Origin of the sequence: Corynebacterium sp. 11A, assembly GCF_008930935.1 — a bacterium.
Classification (GTDB): domain Bacteria; phylum Actinomycetota; class Actinomycetes; order Mycobacteriales; family Mycobacteriaceae; genus Corynebacterium; species Corynebacterium megadyptis.
Genome location: NZ_PQMR01000012.1, coordinates 29,010 through 48,312, shown reverse-complemented (window position 1 = coordinate 48,312; position 19,303 = coordinate 29,010). Strand labels below are relative to the sequence as shown.

At 64.3% G+C, this 19,303-nt stretch carries 17 protein-coding genes; 8 read left to right on the top strand and 9 right to left on the bottom strand.

Annotated elements, in window-relative coordinates; translation table 11 throughout:
- Positions 1-118 precede the first annotated feature (118 nt).
- The 3 genes from lysA (at position 119) to thrB (ending at position 3,905) form a co-directional block, all read left to right on the top strand.
- Positions 119-1,471, top strand: coding sequence for a diaminopimelate decarboxylase (gene lysA / locus GBB18_RS08940; protein ID WP_151549076.1), 1,353 nt, complete (start codon positions 119-121; stop codon positions 1,469-1,471).
- A 167-nt stretch (positions 1,472-1,638) separates the two neighbouring features.
- On the top strand, positions 1,639-2,976 hold the full coding sequence (locus tag GBB18_RS08935; RefSeq protein WP_151549075.1) for a homoserine dehydrogenase: 1,338 nt from the start codon (positions 1,639-1,641) through the stop codon (positions 2,974-2,976).
- A gap of 5 nt (positions 2,977-2,981) precedes the next feature.
- Positions 2,982-3,905 carry a homoserine kinase gene (gene thrB, locus GBB18_RS08930; protein WP_151549074.1) on the top strand — a complete coding sequence of 308 codons (924 nt, stop codon included), beginning with the start codon at positions 2,982-2,984 and terminating at the stop codon, positions 3,903-3,905.
- A 112-nt stretch (positions 3,906-4,017) separates the two neighbouring features.
- Here the strand turns inward: thrB and GBB18_RS08925 are convergent, their stop codons facing one another.
- Genes GBB18_RS08925 through modA form a run of 3 tightly spaced genes read right to left on the bottom strand, consistent with a single transcriptional unit; the run spans position 4,018 to position 7,570 of the window.
- The gene (locus GBB18_RS08925; RefSeq protein ID WP_151549073.1) at positions 4,018-4,776 is read right to left on the bottom strand and encodes a metalloregulator ArsR/SmtB family transcription factor; all 759 of its coding nucleotides are present in this window, start codon (positions 4,774-4,776) and stop codon (positions 4,018-4,020) included.
- Between the two features lie 11 nt (positions 4,777-4,787).
- The gene (locus GBB18_RS08920) at positions 4,788-6,779 is read right to left on the bottom strand and encodes an ATP-binding cassette domain-containing protein (RefSeq protein ID WP_151641439.1); all 1,992 of its coding nucleotides are present in this window, start codon (positions 6,777-6,779) and stop codon (positions 4,788-4,790) included.
- A gap of 23 nt (positions 6,780-6,802) precedes the next feature.
- Positions 6,803-7,570 (bottom strand): molybdate ABC transporter substrate-binding protein, encoded by a 768-nt coding sequence (gene modA / locus GBB18_RS08915; RefSeq protein ID WP_192795995.1) that lies wholly within the window; start codon positions 7,568-7,570, stop codon positions 6,803-6,805.
- A gap of 133 nt (positions 7,571-7,703) precedes the next feature.
- Between modA and GBB18_RS08910 the strand changes: the two genes are divergently transcribed.
- A complete protein-coding gene (locus tag GBB18_RS08910; protein WP_370513271.1) occupies positions 7,704-8,276 on the top strand; it encodes a MogA/MoaB family molybdenum cofactor biosynthesis protein in 573 nt (190 codons plus the stop codon).
- Between the two features lie 19 nt (positions 8,277-8,295).
- Here GBB18_RS08910 and GBB18_RS08905 read toward each other — a convergent pair whose 3' ends face one another.
- The 3 genes from GBB18_RS08905 to glp all read right to left on the bottom strand — a co-directional run bounded on the left by GBB18_RS08905 (position 8,296) and on the right by glp (position 10,826).
- Positions 8,296-8,961 carry a molybdenum cofactor guanylyltransferase gene (locus tag GBB18_RS08905; protein ID WP_225990272.1) on the bottom strand — a complete coding sequence of 222 codons (666 nt, stop codon included), beginning with the start codon at positions 8,959-8,961 and terminating at the stop codon, positions 8,296-8,298.
- Complete coding sequence (gene moaC, locus GBB18_RS08900) at positions 8,958-9,434, bottom strand: cyclic pyranopterin monophosphate synthase MoaC (protein ID WP_151549354.1); 477 nt, start codon at positions 9,432-9,434, stop codon at positions 8,958-8,960. Before moaC ends, GBB18_RS08905 begins: the two co-directional genes overlap by 4 nt.
- 108 nt (positions 9,435-9,542) lie before the next feature.
- Entirely contained in the window at positions 9,543-10,826 is a 1,284-nt protein-coding gene (gene glp / locus GBB18_RS08895) for a gephyrin-like molybdotransferase Glp (RefSeq protein ID WP_151641436.1), read from the bottom strand.
- Positions 10,827-10,890: 64 nt separating this feature from the next.
- On the opposite strand from glp, the gene GBB18_RS08890 reads away from it, so the two are divergent.
- On the top strand, positions 10,891-11,310 hold the full coding sequence (locus GBB18_RS08890) for a molybdenum cofactor biosynthesis protein MoaE (RefSeq protein ID WP_370513270.1): 420 nt from the start codon (positions 10,891-10,893) through the stop codon (positions 11,308-11,310).
- A gap of 24 nt (positions 11,311-11,334) precedes the next feature.
- Here GBB18_RS08890 and GBB18_RS08885 read toward each other — a convergent pair whose 3' ends face one another.
- The 3 genes from GBB18_RS08885 to GBB18_RS08875 form a co-directional block, all read right to left on the bottom strand.
- On the bottom strand, positions 11,335-11,592 hold the full coding sequence (locus GBB18_RS08885) for a MoaD/ThiS family protein (protein ID WP_151641435.1): 258 nt from the start codon (positions 11,590-11,592) through the stop codon (positions 11,335-11,337).
- A 59-nt stretch (positions 11,593-11,651) separates the two neighbouring features.
- Positions 11,652-12,728: a GTP 3',8-cyclase MoaA gene (gene moaA, locus GBB18_RS08880; protein WP_151549066.1), complete on the bottom strand. Its 1,077-nt coding sequence runs from the start codon at positions 12,726-12,728 to the stop codon at positions 11,652-11,654.
- 88 nt (positions 12,729-12,816) lie between these two features.
- Positions 12,817-14,613, bottom strand: coding sequence for a long-chain fatty-acid--CoA ligase (locus tag GBB18_RS08875; RefSeq protein WP_151641434.1), 1,797 nt, complete (start codon positions 14,611-14,613; stop codon positions 12,817-12,819).
- A 593-nt stretch (positions 14,614-15,206) separates the two neighbouring features.
- Here GBB18_RS08875 and rho point away from each other — a divergent pair.
- Genes rho through prmC form a run of 3 tightly spaced genes read left to right on the top strand, consistent with a single transcriptional unit; the run spans position 15,207 to position 19,153 of the window.
- Positions 15,207-17,216, top strand: coding sequence for a transcription termination factor Rho (gene rho / locus GBB18_RS08870; protein WP_151641433.1), 2,010 nt, complete (start codon positions 15,207-15,209; stop codon positions 17,214-17,216).
- A gap of 1 nt (position 17,217) precedes the next feature.
- Positions 17,218-18,291, top strand: coding sequence for a peptide chain release factor 1 (prfA, locus tag GBB18_RS08865; protein ID WP_151529950.1), 1,074 nt, complete (start codon positions 17,218-17,220; stop codon positions 18,289-18,291).
- A gap of 1 nt (position 18,292) precedes the next feature.
- The gene (prmC, locus tag GBB18_RS08860) at positions 18,293-19,153 is read left to right on the top strand and encodes a peptide chain release factor N(5)-glutamine methyltransferase (RefSeq protein ID WP_151641432.1); all 861 of its coding nucleotides are present in this window, start codon (positions 18,293-18,295) and stop codon (positions 19,151-19,153) included.
- The last annotated feature ends 150 nt before the right edge of the window (positions 19,154-19,303 follow it).

The following is a 19,303-nucleotide window of genomic DNA, read 5'->3' as shown; positions in this document are numbered from 1 at the left end:
GCCGCGATCGCTTATCGACGCCACCTCGCTGCCTCCCACCTCGCGGTGAGGCGCCGGCGTGGTGGTGGGGTGGGCGTGTATGCCGCCGATCAAACTACTTAAGTAAAAGAGCCCCTTGATGAACGACTTCAACAGCATTCCCTCCCACGTGTGGCCGCGCAACGCCATGCGCCAAGACGACGGCGTGGTCACCATTGCTGGTGTGCCGCTTCCCGAGATCGCGGAGACCTATGGCACCCCGTGTTATGTCATCGATGAGGACGATTTCCGTAGCCGCTGCCGCGATATGGCCGAGGCTTTCGGCGGCGGCCATAACGTGCACTACGCATCGAAGGCGCTGCTCACCGCCACCGTGGCGCGCTGGGTCGATGAGGAGGGGCTATGCATGGACGTGGCCTCCCTCGGAGAGCTGCAGATTGCGCTTGCGGCCGGATTCCCCGCCGCGCGGATCACCGCCCACGGCAATAACAAGTCCGTGGCCTTCCTGCGCGCCATCATTCGCGAGAAGGTGGGCTCCGTGGTGCTGGATAATGCCGATGAGCTGGAACTACTCGATGAGCTCAGCGCCGCATCCGGCCACGTCCAGGATGTGTTGGTGCGCGTGAAGCCCGGCGTGGAGGCCCACACCCACGAGTTTATCGCCACCGCTCACGAGGATCAGAAGTTCGGCTTCTCCCTCGCCTCCGGCTCCGCTATGGAGGCGGCGCGTGCAGCCGTGCGCGCCGAAAACCTGCGCCTAGTCGGCCTGCACTGCCATGTCGGCTCCCAGGTCTTCGACGCCGATGGCTTCTCCGTGGCGGCCGAGCGTGTGCTGGGGCTGTTCAAGCAACTACATGATGAGCTGCCCGCTGCGGACACTGCAGAGCTGCGTGTGCTGGATCTCGGCGGCGGCTATGGCATCGCCTACACCGAAGAGGAAGAGCCGCTCAATGTGCGCGAGGTGGCCGCCGACCTAATCGGTCGAGTGGCCGAGTGTGCCGACGAGCTGGGAATCCCTGCGCCCTCGGTGAAGGTGGAGCCGGGTCGCGCTATCGCGGGACCGTCGACCGTCACCCTCTATGAGGTGGGCTCGGTGAAGGACGTGCACGTGGACGCGGACACCACCCGCCGCTATGTGGCCGTCGATGGCGGGATGAGCGATAATATTCGCCCCGCCCTCTATGGTGCCGCCTATGATGGCCGCCTGGTCGATCGCTTCGCCGAGGGTGAGAACACCAGCACCCGCATTGTGGGCGCGCACTGCGAGTCGGGCGACATCCTGATCAATGAGGCCTCCTACCCGAATGACCTGCGTCGTGGCGATCTTTTCGCCATCGCCGCCACCGGCGCGTACTGCTATGTGATGTCCAGCCGCTATAACGCCTTTTTGCGCCCGCCGATCGTGAGCGTGCGCGGCGGCGAAGCCAAGCTCATGGTGCGCCGTGAGACCGTGGAGGACATCCTGGCGCTGGAAAATACCACCGGCTCCTAGCCCGCAGCGTCCCATCCAGCGTCCTTGAGGCCTGGGACACACCCACGGCGATCGCGGCGGCGGAGGTTTATACTTGCCTCACGCTGCGCCCGCCCAGCGCGGATGCTGTAGCTATCCGCCCAACACTGACAACAGACAGAAATAATTCTTAAGGGGAATATCGATCCATGTCTGAGAACGCACCCGTAACCTTCAAGCCCGGGAAGGGCGCTGGCTCACCGGTTGGCGTCGCGATTCTGGGGCACGGCACCGTCGGAAGCGAAGTGCTGCGCATTATGCAGCAGGACGCCGATGCTCTCGAGCACCGCATTGGCGGCCCGCTGGAGCTGAAGGGCGTGGCCGTCTCTGATATTGAGAAGCACGCCGACGCCGTCTCCCGAGATTTGCTCACCACCGACGCTATGTCTCTGATCACCCGAGACGATGTGGACATTGTGGTGGAGGTTATCGGTGGTATCGACTACCCCCGCAAGCTGGTCCTCGCCGCACTGCGTGCCGGCAAGTCCGTGGTGACCGCCAATAAGGCGCTCGTCGCCGCCCACTCGGCCGAGCTTGCCGAGGCCGCCGATGCCGCTGGCGTGGATCTGTACTTCGAGGCCGCTGTGGCCGCCGCTATCCCCGTGGTGGGCCCGCTGCGTCGCTCGCTCGCCGGCGACCAGGTGGAGCTGGTGATGGGCATCGTCAATGGCACCACCAACTTCATCCTCGACGGCATGGACTCCACGGGGGCGAACTACGACGACATGCTCGCCGAAGCCACCCGCTTAGGCTATGCCGAGGCCGATCCCACGGCTGATGTTGAGGGCCACGACGCCGCCTCCAAGGCCGCCATTTTGGCCTCCCTGGCTTTCCACACCCGCGTCACCGCGGATGACGTGTACTGCGAGGGTATTAGCGATATCTCCGCTGACGATATCGCGGCCGCCAAGGATGCCGGCTACATCATCAAGCTGCTGGCCGTGTGTGAGCGATTTACCAACGATAAGGGCGTGGAGGAGATCGCCGCCCGCGTGCACCCCACGCTGATCCCGCGTTCGCACCCGCTGGCCAGCGTGAACAAGTCTTTCAACGCCATTTTCGTTGAAGCCGAGGCCGCTGGTCGTCTTATGTTCTACGGCAATGGTGCCGGCGGTGCGCCTACCGCCTCCGCGGTGCTGGGCGATCTTGTGGGCGCCTCCCGAAACAAGGTGCACGGCGGTCGCGCCCCGGGCGAGTCCACCTACGCCAATCTGCCCATTGCTAGCTTCGGCGATGTGCGCACCCGCTATCACGTGGATATGGAAGTTCAGGATCGGGAGGGCGTGCTCGCCGAGATCGCTACTAAGTTCGCCGAGAACAAGATCTCGATCCGCACCGTGCGCCAAGAGGAGTTCGAGGACCATGCACGTCTGATCGTGGTCACCCACTCCGCCACCGAGGCGGATCTGGCCGCCACCGTGGATGCCATTAAGCAACTCGACGCTGTGCGTACCATCCGCAGCGTAATCCGTTTGGAAGGACGCTAAAGGCCATGGCGACGGACTTGGTTCCCGGCACTCGGGTCAGCGTCACCGTTCCAGCCTCTTCGGCCAATCTCGGCCCAGGTTTCGACACACTCGGCGTGGCGCTGGGGTTGTACGACACCGTTGAGGTCGAGGTCACCTCCTCAGGCCTCGAGGTGGAGATTTTCGGCGAAGGCCAAGAAGATCTGCCGCGGGGCGAAACGCACTTGGTGGTGAAGGCGCTACGCAGCGGTCTCGCCGCGGCGGGGATGAGTGCGCCTGGGTTGAAGGTGAGCTGCCATAACAACATTCCGCAATCGCGTGGGCTCGGCTCCTCTGCGGCTGCCGCCGTGGCGGGGGTGTGTGCCGCCAATGGGCTTGCCGGCGAGCCGCTCAGCGCCGCGGAAATTGTGCAATTGGCCTCCGCTTTCGAAGGGCATCCCGATAACGCCGCGGCCTCCGTGCTGGGCGCCGCGGTGGTGTCGTGGACCGATATTCCCGTGGACGGGCGCACTCAGCCGCAATACCATGCGGTGTCGCTGCCAGTGCACGAGTCCATTCAGGCCACCGCCTTGGTGCCGGATTTCCACGCCTCTACCGATGCTGTGCGCAAGGTCCTGCCCTCGGATGTCACCCACATCGACGCTCGCTTTAACGTCTCGCGTACTGCCGTGATGGTGATGGCCCTGCAGCATCATCCAGAGTTGCTCTGGGAGGGCACTCGCGACCGGCTGCACCAGCCCTACCGAGCCGATGTGCTGCCTGTGACCGCTGAATGGGTCAACCGGCTGCGCAACCGCGGCTATGCCGCCTATCTCTCCGGTGCTGGCCCGACCGTGATGGTACTCTCCACCAAGCCGGTCGAGGCCGCGATCCTCGATGATGCCCGCGCCTCTGGGCTGAAAGTGATGGAATTGCCGGTAGCCGGTCCGGTGCGCGTCGAGCGCTCCTAAAACCTTATGGGCGCGGAAGCTGCTGGCTTTTTAGAAGCGCCATAAAGCCCCGTTGTTATCTGTGTCTGCGCGGCAGACGCGGCAACAACGGGGCTCGCTGCGTCAGTAGGAGCTAACTCTGCTGCGTAGAAGCGCAGTCCAGCCGAATATCGCATTGCCCTGGGCGCGCATAGGGAACCAAGGTCAAGGTGGTGTGGTGATCGGCCACGGTGCCCAGCGCGGCTTGGGCGAAGCCGTGGTGGATCGAGCAGACCAGCGGATCGGGTTGGGTGGACTCGGAAACAAAGGGACAGCGGTTCAAAGAAATGACCCGTCTCTCGGGCGCGGCGGGATCCTCCTGCGGTTCATCGGGGTCGTAGCCGGTCCGACGCATCAGGGTCACCAGCGCTGCTACCTGTTCTGCGTAGTCCGTGCAGTGCTCGCCGCCGTAGCCGACCCGCTGCGCCCAGCGGTGTCCTAGTTGCACCGCATTGCGATGGGCGGCAGAGCTATCTGTGGTGCAGGCTAAGAGCTGGGCGAGCTCATTGACCAGCTCGATCTGCTCGGTGCTGATCTCCGCCGAATCGGGGATACGAGCGTGGATCACCAAGCTGGGGCGGCCCCGCCCACCCGTGGCCGGGGTGGTACTACTACGCACCGCGCCGCGGGCGAGCAGTTCATCGATGTGGCCGCGTACGGTATTGACGTGCATGCCGGTATCGGATGCCAAGGCAGAGATGCTCGCGCCATCGGTGTGGGCGCGCACCGCCTCGAGCACGAGGCGTTGTTTGGCGCTCAGGGGCAGCGAATCGTCGAAAAGCGCGCGGGTGGGCGCGGGACCTGGTGACGGGCTGCTCGCAGGGCGGGACGACTCGGCATGCGGGGTGGGCATGGTGGAGTAGTTTACTCGGCGCACCGGCGCGGAGAACGCTCGGTGCGGGGCATGGGGTGCACCGAGGTGGCTAGCGCTTTGAAGGTGCAGCAGACCGTGCTGCCGACCTTCAGCCCCAGCTCGGCGACGCTGCGCGCGGTCACCGCGGCCCGCAGCAGCTGGGTGCTCTCGGCCACGCGCACGTGCACACTGACCTGTTCGCCGCTGTGTTCCAAGGCCACGACGGTGCCGTGGAGGCAGTTACGCGCCGAGGTGCGCGCGGTGGTGTCGCTGGGGGTGATACTCACGGCGGTGGGGGCGAGCAGCACGGCGACGTCGCTATTCGGAGATAGCGGGCTGGTGTGGCTCTCGGGTATGGGGGCTGTGTGGTCCTGGGTGGTGGCGTCGATCAGCTGCCCAGCACAGCGCACCGTCACCAGACCCGCGCTGTGCGAGACCACCGTGGCATGTAGCCGGTTGAGGCCGGCGAGATACGCCATGAACTCGGTCGGCGGCTGGTGCATCATCTCTTCCACGGGGCCGAAGGCGGTGACGTCTCCGGCCTCGAGGACTGCTGCGTAGTGCGCCAAGGTGGCGATATCAACCACGTTGTGGCTAATGAGGAGCACGGTGCGCTGCTGGGCGCAGGCCTCGAGTACTGCCCGCCAGCGGCTAGCGCTCGCGGCGTCGAGGGCGGCCATGGGCTCGTCCAAGATGAGCGTATGCGGGCGAGCCGCCAGGCCGCGCAGCAGAGCCACTTGGGCTTGTTGGCCGCCCGAGAGCTCGGCAACGGGCAGCTCGGCGAGCTCCGCGAGGCCTGCCGCGACAAGCAACTGGGTGGCGGTCTCGGCGCTGCCACAGACCACCGTGAGTACCCGGTGCACCCGCATCCGGGGCGGCAGCGCGGGATCCTGGGTGAGGAGCACGATGCCGCGCTGCCGCATCGGCACCACCGTGCCTGCGGTACCTGCGGGGTCGAGGATCCGCTCGCCGAGCTGGATGCGAGTGCCATGGAGCTCGCCGACGATCATGCGCGCTAGGGTGGTTTTGCCCGCGCCGTTTTCGCCGACCAGTGCGGTGGTGCGGGCCTGGGGAAAGGTGGTGCTGTGTACGCCCTCGCCGATCGTCAGCGCTGCGGCTGTCTCGGTGGGGGCGGTGAGGTTGGAGAAAGCAGCCGCATCGATCGGGCCGAGCGTTGCCCGGTGGGCCTTCCCGGCGCTGTGGGGACGCAGCCATAGAGCCGCCCCGCCCAGTGCCGCCCCGAGCACCGCTACCGCCAGCAGCATGAGCACCGCTGCCAGCACGAGGGCGCGTTCGGGGTCGATCTCTCGCTCGAGATAAATACCGATCGGCAGGGTGCGGGTCACCCCAGGATAAGAGCCGGCGAAGGTGAGAGTGGTGCCGAACTCGCCCAGGGAGCGGGCACACGCCAAACCGGCCCCGCTAGCAAGCGCCGGCAGTACCGTGGGGATGAGAATATGCCGGTTGATCGCCCCCGTGCTCATCCCCACCGAGCGGGCCGAGGACTGTACTCGGGGACTCAGCTGGGCTAGTGCTTGTTCGATGGTGATGACCACGAAGGGCATAGCGATAAACACATGCGAGGCCACCACGCCTGGGAAGGCGAAAGCAAAGCGCAGCCCGAAGAGATTCAATAGCGGTGCGCCCACCCCGTAGACCCCGAGCAGCGTGGTGAGTGCCATGCCGCCCACCACCGGCGGCAACGCCAAGGGAAGCAGCACCAGCAGTCGGGTGATCGTGCGCCCAGCCCGCAAGGTGTGCACCCACAGCGCCACCGCCAAGCCGAGGACAGTGGAGATCAGCGTGGCCCAGAGCGCCGAGGAGATCGTCACCCCGATCAATTCCCGGGTGGCGGGTTCACGCACAATCTCCGGTACCCGGCTCCACGGCACCCGCCACAGCAGGGTGAGCACAGGGGCAATAATCACGCAAAGCCCACACCACGCGGCCACGATGATGGGAAGGGTTTGGCGGGTGCGGGCAGGGGTGAGTGCGGCAGGCATCGCGATGACTTCTGCGAGAAAAACTAGGAGCTGGCGGGGCTAAAGCCGTGGCGGGACCACGCCTCATCGGCGGCGCTACTATGCAGCGCCCGTACAAAGGCAGCGGCTTGTGGCTTCTTCTCGCTCTGCGCAACCACAGCGGCCAGATAGCGGTTAGGGCTCGCCTCGGCGCCGGGGATCTCGAAGGCGCGCACGGCGTCGCCGGCGGCGATCGCATCAGAGGCGTAGACCAACGCGGCATCGGCCCCGCCCGAGGTGACCTTGCCCAGAGTGTCGGTCACATTCGACTCCAGCGATGCGGGGCGAAGGGACGGCAGGGTGGCGTCGATAAGCGTCTGTGATGCCGCCCCGCAGGGCACCTGCTCATCGCAGAGCACGACGGTGGCATCGAGCAGGGACTCATCGAAACCGGTGATCTCGCCGGGATTATCCGCGGGTACAACCAACACCAGATAATTGCTGGCGATGACCTCGGGGCTGTCGACTACGCCTTGCTCGACGGCGCGGTTCATGGTGCGCTCATCGGCGGTGATGAGCACATCCGCGGGAGCACCATCGACCAGCTGCTGTACCAGCGCCGAGGAGCCCGCGTTGTGGATCACCAACTCGGCCGGGCTATCCAGCTCGGAGCCGAGATCCGCGAAGTCATCATTGAGCACCCGCGTCGAGGCGGCAGCGAAAACATCGAGTTGGGTGGCGTCTCCGCCGGGAACATCCGTGGGGGAGGAGCAGGCGCTGAGCACGCCGGCTGCGACGAACACACTACTCAACGTCGTCAGGAATGTACGCATGCACATATGGTACACAGCGTATCGCGGGTGACCGCGCTGCCTGCACACCTGACGCACTAGCCTACAGTGGCACTACGCAGCAGCCTGAACACTGCCTGCCCCGCCGCCGACACGCATGAGGAGCCACACTATCGTGACTGAACACATTGCCCACCAGCACACCCACCACAGCCCCCAACCCATTGCCTCCATGCCGGATATCTTCGGCGCGGTGATCACCGTCTCCGATCGCTGCGCCCGCGGGCAGCGGCAGGATCTCTCGGGCCCCATCGCCCGCGAGGGATTGCGCTCGCATGGGGTGACAGTGGAGGAGATCACGGTCGTCGAAGACGGCGTGGAGTCGGTGCAGGGCGCGATCATCGCGGCGATCGAGGCAGGCGCGCGGGTGGTGCTGACCACCGGCGGCACCGGGGTATCGCCGCGGGATCTAACCCCCGAGGCGACGGCACCCTTGCTCGATGTGGAACTGCGCCAAATCTCCACCCAGATCCTGCTGCGCGGGCTAGAGAAAACCCCGCTGGCGGCATTGTCGCGGGGACTGGTGGGCATCGCCCGCCGCCCAGGGCAGCAACCCGCAGTGATCGTCAACGCGCCGGGCTCGCGCGGTGGGGTGAAGGATGCGCTGGCAGTAGTAGGCCCGCTACTGAGTCACATTGTGGATCAAATGGACGGCAGCAGCGAGCACGAAAACCAAGAGCATCACTAGCCGCCTCGCGTTGCGAGCGCTAGCCGTGCCGCTGGCCGGTCGCCGGCGGAAACTCCGCCAACGCGGCGAGCGTGTCATAGTCACGTTCGGAGCCATCGCCCGTCACAGTAATGATGCGCTGATTCTTCATTAACGCCGATACGGCAGCCCCAGCGCATTCCTCTAGTGCCGCCACCGCCTGCTCTAATGCCGCGGTGCGCCACAAAGCGCACAAAGGCTGGCGGTGGCCATCGCTACTACGCACCAGAGCGACATCGCCGCCCGCTGTGTCCGCGCTGTGGGGCGCGTCTGCCTGCTCTGCCACATCCTCGCCACCGGCCACAGGTGCCGCGAGTGCCGCGGCCAGCTGCGGATAGAGCTGGGCAGAGTGGGGCGCGTCCACCGCGAGAATAAGCGTGGTGGGACTCGGCGTGCGATCCACCCTCAGCTGCTGCACACCTGCGGCGATGGCGGCGACAGGTCCAGCGAAGGTGGGACGTTCGGTGGCGCGCAGAACAGTCTCCGGCAGCTCCACCGGGCGGGTAGTGACCACGCAGATGGCCGTGGGTGTGGTGCTCGCCTCGATGGTGGCGAGGCAGTGATCGATCAGCCGGCGGCCCGCCACCTCGACGGTGGCTTTATCGCGGCCACCCATGCGACTGCCGCGGCCCCCGGCCAGCAGGATCACATCGAGCTGGGTGCTCATTGGGGGATCTCGCGGGACCAGTCGCCGGAGCGCCCACCTGACTTGGAGATGATCGCGCTGCGTCGAATATAGGCAGAACGATCCACGCCCTTAACCATGTCGATCACGGCGAGTGCCGCCACCGAGACCGCCGTGAGTGCTTCCATCTCCACACCGGTGCGATCAGCGGTGCGCACCGTGGCGGTAATGGCCACGTGATCGTCCTGCAATTCCAGTTCCACCGAGCAGCCATGCACGCCGATGGTGTGGGCCAGTGGGAGAAGCTCGGGCACTTTCTTTGCCGCCGAGATCCCGGCGATGCGGGCCACGGCGAGCACATCGCCCTTCGGGACGCGGTTATCGCTCAGCGCACTCATCACCTCGGGGGAACACGCCACCTCGCCATACGCGGTAGCTTCGCGCACGGTGGGGTTCTTGGCGGTCACATCCACCATGTAGGCGGTGCCCGCCTCGTTGAGGTGGGTGAAAGTCAGATCTTTGCTCATGAAACGTCCTTGGAAAATACGTAAGTCGTGGATAAAAGTACGGTGGCGCGCGCCCGAATCGTACTAGCCGGTGCTCAGCAGCCGGCGCACCGCCCTTTAGAGCCGGGTGCTGAGCACCGACACAGCTGCACCGTCGGTGATATCGCCTGCCCTAGGTGGCACGATCGCCAGCCCATCGGCGATCGCGAGCGAGCTAATGAGATGTGAGCCGAGGCCGCGATCATGGGCGGGTACCGCCCGCACCGTCGCATCGGTAATGGAGCCCTCGCGCTCAAGACACACGGGCACGAAACGGGCGCGCCGAGAATCGCTGGGGAAGTGCCCACCAGCGGTGGCGTGAATGATGGGAAGATCCCAGTGATCCGGGGTGCTCGCTCTGCTGCGTAGTAGCCGAATGAGCGGAGCTACGTAGAGGTGGAAGGACGCGTAGACACTCACCGGGTTGCCCGGCAGGCAGGTGATGAGGGTGTCGTGGATCATGCCGAGGCCCTGCGGCTTGCCGGGTTGTTGGGCGATGGGGCCGAACCATACTCCGTGGCGGCTGAGTACCTCCTTGACCACGTCGAAGGAGCCTGCCGATACTCCGCCGGAGGTGATGATCAGATCGGCGCGCTCGCTCAGCGACCGCAGGGTGTCTTCGAACTCCGCAGGGGAATCGGAGCTGCTGTGAACGCGGATGCATTCGGCGCCGAGAGCGGCAACCAGTGCTGCCAGCATTGGCCCATTGGAATCGGGGATGTGGCCCGCCCCGAGTTCCTCGCCGGGGCCGCGAAGCTCATCGCCGGTAGACAGTACTGCCACGGTGGGCAGGCGGTAGACGCTGAGCTCGGCGTAGCCGATGGAGATTGCCGTCGCGATCGCGCCGGCATCGAGCACCGTGCCTGCGGTGAGTACGAGTTGTCCGACGCTGACATCTTCCCCAGCGGCACGGATATGCTGGCCAGGAGCGGCTGTGCCGTTCAGGCGCACCTCGGCGGGGCAGTCGCTGCGCCCGATGGGCATATCCGAGGCCTCCACCGGCACTACGGCCAGCGGGGAGTCTGCGGGCGGGCCACTGAAATCGATGGGGGCGCCGGTCATGATGCGTACCGCTTCGCCCGAGCGCGGGGTGTGCGGGGCACTGCCGGCGGGCACGTCCGCGACCACCGGCAGGGTGGTGGTGCCGTCGGTGAGATCTGCGTGATGCACCAGGAAGCCGTCCATCGCCGAATTATGAAACACCGGGATGGGATAACGGGCGGGAAGGTCTGTGGCGAGCACTCGGCCGCGACAGTGTTCCGTCGCACACATCTCGGTGGAAGTATCAGTGGCGTTGAGGTAGCGCTGGCCGAGTTCGACGACGGCGCGCAGGTGATCGTCGACATTGCGAATCTGTGGCATAGTGGGCAAGTCTAGCGAGTAGCGATGAGCAGCGGAGTCAGCCGCAGCGTAGAAAGGATGCCCCTTGGCCGTCACCAGTTCCGGAATGTGCACCGAGCCGATCGATATGGCCGAGCTTCATGCTTCGGTCGCACGCCCCGAGGCGGGTGCGGTGGTCACCTTCGATGGGCGGGTGCGCAATCACGATCACGGCCATAGCGTGAGCGCGCTCGAATACTCCGCGCATCCGGCGGCCTCACGCATCATCGCCGAGGTGGCAGACGACATCGCCGAGCGCTTCGATCTGCACGCGCTGGCCGTTTTTCATCGCACCGGTTCTCTGCGCATCGGAGACGTGGCGCTCGCCGCGGCAGTATCCTCTTCGCACCGTCAGGACTCTTTTGCCGCCATCGCGGCGCTTGTCGACGCCGTCAAGCTGCGTCTACCGGTGTGGAAGAAACAGTATTTCGCCGATGGCAGCTATGAGTGGTCGAACTGCGCTTAAGCCTTATCCAGCGGCGGCAGTAATTTAGCCGCCGGCGAAAGGCGGCAGGAGATCCATGCTCTCTACGGTCGCCAGCTGGCGGGATTCATCCGCCTCGAGGTGGTCGTCGATGAACACCGCACAGTTGGCAAGTACCGGCGCTGCGGTGGGGAAACGGCGGTGCAGCGCGGCCAGCGCATCGGACACCGCCGACTCCGCCGGCAGGTGCAGGGTAATGTGCTCGCGGCCCACCGCATCCGCAGCGGCGGCGAAGAAACGAACATGAAGATTCACATCAGACATCACGGGCGGGTTCTCCTCTGAGACAATCACACGATTTGGGTCAGGGCGGCGGCCTATCTTTAGCCGCCGATTTCGGACATGAGGCGCTGGGGCTGGATGAAGCTGTGATCATCAATCCCGTGACCGGCTTTTTTCTCCGCCATGCCCGCGGCCCAGGCGGCCATGATCTCTTCATCACTCGCCCCCGAGCGCAGCAGCGTACGCAAGTCAGTTTCGCTGCGGGAGAATAAGCAATTGCGCATGAAGCCATCGGCGGTCAGTCGCGAGCGATCGCAGTCGCCACAGAAGGGACGCGTCACCGCGGCAATCACACCGATCTCCCCAGAGTGGTGCGGGTGCTGGCGCTCTACAGCATGCCACAGCTGGGCTGGGGAGGAACCGCGGGGTGTGGAGGATGCGGTGAGCTCAAAGTCTTCGGCGAGGGTGTCCACGATGTCCTGGGCGGTGATCATGATGTTGCGGTCCCATTTCTCGGGCGGGCCGAGGGGCATCTGCTCGATAAAGCGCAGCTGAGCACCGGTGCGCACCGCAAAGTGGGCGAGAGGCAGAATATCGCCTTCGTTCGAGTTAGGCATCACCACGGTATTGATCTTGACCGGAGTGAGCCCGACCTTGAGCGCGGTGTCGATGGAGGCCAGCACGTCATCGAGCCGGTCGCGCCGCGACAGGGTGTGATAGCGGTGGCGGTCGAGCGAATCCAAGGAGATATTCACGCGATTCAGGCCAGCGTCGACAAGCTCGGCGGCCCTTTTATCCAAGCCGAGTCCATTGCTGGTCAACGCGGTGAGCGGGGCGCGGCCTTCGTCGGTGCGCAAGCTGGTGGCGAAGGCAATGATGTCAGGAAGGGAGCGGCGGAGCAGGGGTTCGCCGCCGGTGAAGCGGAGCTGACGAATGCCGAGGCGTTCCACCGCGATGCGCAGGAGACGACACAGCTCCTCATCGGTGAGCGTCTTTTCCTGAGCTAGCCACTTCAGCCCCTCGGCCGGCATGCAATAGGTGCAACGCAAATTGCATTTATCGGTCAACGACACACGCAGATCGCGGGCCGTGCGGCCGAACCTATCCTCTAAGAGCAGGGTGGTTGGTTCGGATGCGGCCTCGCGCTGAAGGGAATGAGGGGCAGCGTCATTGTTCATGGTGCAGACAAGAGTATAGATACCCCGACTGTGATGCCACCACGCCCCTCGGGTTTTATGCGGCGCCCACGTGCGGTTCCCGCTGGACCTACTGCTGCGCTGCGGGATCTTGCCCCTCGTTGGCCCCGCGATCCGCCGGGCTGTCTGTGCGCTGCGTACTGTCCTGCGGGGTGGAGGCGCCGGGTCCGATCAGCTTGATCACCGAATAGTCTCCATCGCGCAGGTGCATGCGCAGATCCTTCTTGTCGAACTTATCCACGCTGGTCTTGTCGATGCGTTCGACAAAGGTCCAATACTCGGGCAGCATCCAGCGGGGCAGGCGCTCGCGCAGGCTATCGCGCAGCCGCTCCGCCGTCGCCCGAGTGGGATCTACTCCCGGGTGCAGCACCGTCACCGAGAGGGGGCGCTCGCCCCACTTATCGTCGGGGTAGCCGATCACTGCGGCCTCGACGACATCGTTGTGTTCCATCACCATGTTTTCCAGCTGCACCGAGTAAATCCACTCGCCACCGGAGCGGATCACATCCCGGGCACGGTCCTCGATGGTGAGGAAGCCATCCTTGGTCACCGAGCCCACATCGCCCGTCTTCAACCAGCCATCCTCGGTGAATTGTTCTGCGGCATGATCCACTGGTTCGCCGCGAAAGACCGAGGCCGGGTTTTCGCCGTGCTCGGTGGGGGAGTCATAGTAGCGCTCGGTCACATAATTGCCGCGCACCTGAATCTCGCCCTGGTTGCGGTCCGTGGAGGACTGGATAGCGCCATCGTTGACCACTCGGAACTCCACCGAGGGCGAGAAACGCCCCTGGGAGGTGCGATAGAGCCAGCGCCGCTCGCCGGAGGCGCCCACCGGCGGGCGCGAGACCGTGCCGACCGTGGAGGTTTCCGTCATGCCCCACACGTGCACCACATCCACGCCATAGCGCTCCTCCCACAGCTGGATCAGCACCGGCGGCACGGGGGAGCCGCCAACGAATAGCTCGGTGAGGCTCATGCGCTGCGGCGGGTGGGAGAGATAATGCACCATGAGGGAAATCCACAGGGTGGGCACCCCATGCGCCATGCGCGGGTGGCAGGTCTCGATAATCTCCGCCAGCCGCGGGGCCGAGACATCGGAGCCGGGCAGGATCAGCGGGGTGCCAGACATAAAGGCCGTGACGGGCACACCCCAGCTCAACACGTGATAGATCGGCACGCAGCATAAAAAGGGCACGCCGTGGGCAATTGCCATCGCATCGGTGGAGCGCAACTCCAGGGTCTGGATATAAAGGGAACGGTGCGAATACGCCACGCCCTTCGGAGCGCCCGTGGTGCCGGTGGAATAGCACATGGCCGCGGCCGTGGTCTCATCCAATTCCGGCCAGTCATAGTGCGCCGGGCGCCCATCGAGCAGCGCCTCATAGGAGTACACGGGCAGATGCTCGGGAATGAGCGTGCGCAGCCGCTCGTGCTCCTCAAGCCCGATAAACACCACCGCGCTCACGGTGGGGCAGCCGCGCAGAATAGAGCCCAGCGGCGCGGCGAGAGAAGGATCGGCGACGATCACCCGCGACTCGGCGTGATTAATAATGTGACGAATCTGATCGTGCATCAGCTGCTTGTTCAGCGGCGCAAATACCGCCCCCATGCAGGAGGTGGCGAAGAGCACCTCGAGATGCTCGGCGCAGTTAAACATGAAGGTACTCACGCGCTGGTCGCCATCGATACCCAGCTCATCGCGCAGGGCATGAGCGAATGCGGCGGCACGGGAACCGATGTCCGCGAAGGTCGTGGTCTCGGGGCCATGAGTGGTCCACGTGGTCACTGTGGTGTCGCCGAACACGGTGGAGCCGTAGGTGAGGATTCGCGCCAAGGACAGGGGAATATCGTGCATGGTGCTGCGCATACGGTCTAGCTTAACTGCTTGCCGCGACACTCTTGTGTCTGATTGCGGGCCCAACCCCACATGGCACAATGCGGGCGATGCCTCTTCGCAGGAGAGTTACAGCTCTGTTATGATCGAGAGTCAGTAGCACGCAACTTAAGAATGATTGAGGATCGTGCTCTACGCTCTTGGTGCGAACACAGGCGTCAACGAGGCTTTAGACGTCGCACACTCCCCGCACACTCTTTGCCACTTCGCGGTGGCTAACTGCAGACTGCGGTGCGTGTGGTGCGGCTCACATCACATTGTTTGATCGCCCTTGTAGGAGGCGGCTGACCGCCACTGCTTATCGACGTTGCGTCGACGGCCGTGAGCCTGCACTCCGTGACGCCTCGCGTTTACGCCACGCGTATAGACTATCTGCCGACATTTCACCGCTGGGTAATCATGATCCACAGGTAGTCCCCATATCAAACTCCACAGTAGCTTTTAACCTCGAATGCCCATCCGTGCCCTACCGATTAGGGCAGGTGTTCGTATCCGCTGCATACGGCGTGTTTCCTGCACAGCCGCGGCGATCACGGGGGATGAAGAAAAGCGATGAAAGGAACTCTGTGACCGACAAGGACACTTCCGCTAAGGACCTGAACTCCCTGCGGCTGCCGGAACTCCGCGCGATGGCCCGCGACTTGGGTCTGCGTGGTCTCTCCGGTAAGCGCAAAGTTGAGCTCGTTGACGCCATTAAGGCCGCCCAGAACGGCGCGGCCGGAGGCAACGGGGGACAGGGCTCTCAGCGCGCTGCGGCGAAGAAGGATGCCTCCGATTCCTCCGCTGAGGCAGAGGATCACTCGCCACGTTCGCGACGTCGTCGCGCTACTACCAAGGCCCACACCCCCGAGCAGCACGACGCTGCCGATGAGAAGAAGGCCGAGAAGAACTCCGATAAGGGCGACAAGAACGAGAAGCCGGAAAAGGCCGCCGAGTCCTCCTCCCAGTCTTCCGAGACTGACGACGAGCCGGTGTACTACGAATCTCGCTCCGCAGCCCGCCGTGCCCGCCGCCATAAGCAGCGCCAGATCCAGCGCGAGCGTCGCGATAATGACCGCGGCGAGGACGATAATGAGCGCGGTGACTCCGAGGACAACTCCTCCAACGACAATCGTGATCGTCGCGACCGCGACAACCGCAACCGTGATAACCGCGACAACCGTGATCGCGACAACCGCGGCAGGAACAAAAACCGCGATAACCGCGATGGCGATGATTCCGGTCGGGATGACAGCGATAACAACGACGACCAGGGCGGTAACCGCCGCAATCGCCGGGACCGCAATGACAGGGGCGGTCGCCGCAATCGTCGTGATCGCAACAACCGCCGTGGCCGTAATAATGACCGCAACAATGATCGCAATAACGATCGCGGCAACGACGGCCAGGATGATAATGACAACCGCAATGATGACCAGCTGCAGCCGGTAGGCGGCATCCTAGACATCGTGGATAACAACGTTGCCTTCGTGCGTACCACCGGCTACCAGGCCGGAACCCAGGACGTTTTTGTCAATCAGAACATGATTCGTAAAAACGGGCTGCGTCGCGGCGACGCCATTACCGGCCAGGCCAAGGTCGGCGGGAATAACCGCGGCAATAACCGCCGCCAGAAGTACAACCCGCTGGTCCGCGTGGATACCGTCAACGGCATGAGTGTGGACGAGGCCCGGCAGCGCCCAGACTTCTCCAAGCTCACCCCGCTGTATCCGAACCAGCGTCTGCGGTTGGAAACGGAGCAGCGGATCCTCACCACCCGTGTGATCGATCTGATCATGCCCATTGGTAAGGGACAGCGCGCACTGATCGTCTCCCCGCCGAAGGCTGGTAAGACGACGATTCTGCAGAACATTGCGAACGCTATCGCCACCAATAACCCGGAGTGCTACCTGATGGTGGTGCTGGTGGACGAGCGCCCCGAGGAAGTCACGGACATGCAGCGCAGCGTCAAGGGCGAGGTTATTGCCTCGACCTTCGACCGCCCGCCGAGCGAGCACACCGCCGTCGCCGAGCTTGCCATCGAGCGCGCCAAGCGCCTGGTGGAGCAGGGCGAGGACGTGGTGGTGTTGCTGGACTCCATCACTCGTCTGGGCCGCGCCTACAATAATTCCTCCCCAGCCTCGGGCCGCATCCTCTCCGGTGGTGTGGACTCCAATGCTCTCTACCCGCCGAAGCGTTTCCTCGGTGCTGCCCGCAATATCGAAAACGGCGGCAGTCTCACCATTATCGCCACGGCCATGGTGGAGACCGGCTCTGCCGGCGATACCGTGATTTTCGAGGAGTTCAAGGGCACCGGCAACGCCGAGCTGAAGCTGGATCGCAAGATCTCTGAGCGCCGCGTATTCCCGGCCGTGGATGTCAATCCCTCCGGCACCCGTAAGGATGAGCTGCTGCTCGCCCCGGAAGAGGCCCGCATCATGCACAAGCTCCGCCGTATCCTGTCTGCGCTGGACAATCAGCAGGCCATTGACCTGCTGATCAAGCAGCTGAAGAAGACCAAGAACAACGGCGAGTTCATGGTGCAGGTGGCATCCTCCGCGCCGATGGCGGCCGACCAGGAGGAGGAATACTCCTAAGATGAGCCAAGTTTCAGCAGTTGATGACATCCTGGCCGAATATCACGGCTTGGAGCAGCAGATGGCTGATCCTGAACTCCATAACGATCAAAAGGCCGCGCGCCGCGTCGCAAAGCGCTACTCGGAGCTCGGCCCGATCGTGAAGGTGTATAAGGAACTGAAGTCCACCCGCGAGGACCACGAAGCCGCGAAGGAAATGGCCTATGAGGATCACGACTTCGCGGAGGAGGCCGAGCGGCTGGGGCAGCGCGCCATCGAACTCGAGGAGCAGCTCGCCGATCTGCTGGCCCCGCGCGATCCCCACGATGGCGATGACATCGTGATGGAAGTGAAGTCCGGTGCCGGTGGCGAAGAAGCCGCGCTCTTCGCCGGTGAGCTGGTGCGCATGTACCAGAAGTTCGCCGATAAGAATGGCTTTTCCACCGAGGTGCTGGATCTCGCCGAGTCCGATCTGGGTGGCGTCAAGGACATCACCCTCTCGATCCGCTCAAAGCAGCCCTCCCGCGATGGTGCGTGGAGCGTGTTCAAGTTCGAGGGCGGGGTGCACCGCGTGCAGCGGGTGCCCGTCACCGAATCGCAGGGCCGTATCCAGACCTCCGCGGCCGGTGTGCTCGTCTACCCCGAGCCCGATGAGGTCGAGGATGTGGAGATCGACGAAAAGGACATCCGCGTGGATGTCTATCGTTCCTCCGGTAAGGGCGGCCAGGGCGTGAATACCACCGACTCGGCCGTGCGCATCACCCACCTGCCCACAGGAGTGGTGGTGACCTGCCAGAAGGAGCGCTCGCAGATCCAGAACCGTGCCCGCGCCATGCAGGTGCTGGCCGCTCGTCTGCAGCAGATGCGCGAGGAAGAAGCCGAGGCGGAGGCCGCCGAGGGCCGCGCTAATCAGGTGCGCACCATGGACCGCTCGGAGCGTGTCCGCACCTACAATTGGCCGGAAAACCGCATCTCTGATCACCGCATCAACTACAAGGCCAATAACCTTGATTCGGTGCTGGATGGTCAGCTCGATGATCTCTTCACCGCGCTCCAGGCGGCCGAACGCGCCGCGCGCTTGGAGGCGGAGAACTAACGTGACCGACCTCACGGTCCGTCAAGCACTACAGAAAGCAACCGCTCGTCTCGCCGCGAGCGGTTGCTCTTCTGCGCTTCACGACGCCTCCTCGCTGCTCGCCCACCACCTCGGCATCGACCGCTCCCGCCTGTTTTTTCATCACGGTGACGTTCTTCCCCGACCCACAGACTTCGAGGAACTCCTTTCTCGCCGCACCGCCAGGGAGCCGCTCCAGCACATTCTCGGCAGCGCCGCCTTCGGCCCCCTCGACCTTGCCGTGGGGCCCGGGGTATTCATTCCGCGCCCCGAAACCGAGGTACTCGCCGAATGGGCCGTGCAGCGCCTAGAGGACATGATGCACGCGGGGATAGCCGCGCCTCGCGTGGTGGATCTGTGCACCGGTTCGGGCGCGCTGGCCTGCTGGATTGCCGCGGCTGTGCCGCAGGCGCGGGTGAGCGCGGTGGAGCTGAGTGCGCGGGCGCGGGAATATACTACGCAGAACGCCGCGCAGTACCCGAACCTCGAGGTGCTCGCGGGTGACGCTACCGATCCGCAGCTGCTTAGGGCGCTGGATGGCCAGGTGGATCTGATAGTGACGAACCCGCCGTACGTGCCGGAGGGCAGCGTCGTCGAGCCAGAGGTGGCCGCCGATCCTCATGCGGCAGTATTCGCTGGTGCGGACGGGATGAGCGTGATCGAGCCGATGATTCCCGTGCTGGCGCGGCTGCTTCGCCCCGGTGGAGCAGTGGGGATCGAACATGATGATGCCACCTCACAGTTAGTGCGGGCCGCCCTTGATCGGTGTGGAGCCTTCAGCCCCGCCGAGGTGCTCGACGATCTTAATGGCAGCCATCGATTCGTGATAGCTATCCGAAACTAACAAGTTTCTTATTCGTCACCGAGTATTCACATGTGTGTAGCGTCACGGTACGGGCCGTGTCACGCTCTCTTTTTAGAGTGATCCCTTGAGGCATCGACTATGCCCGAGCCATCTCAGTGCCCGCTGCGGTTTCCTAGAGTAGCGACGGCG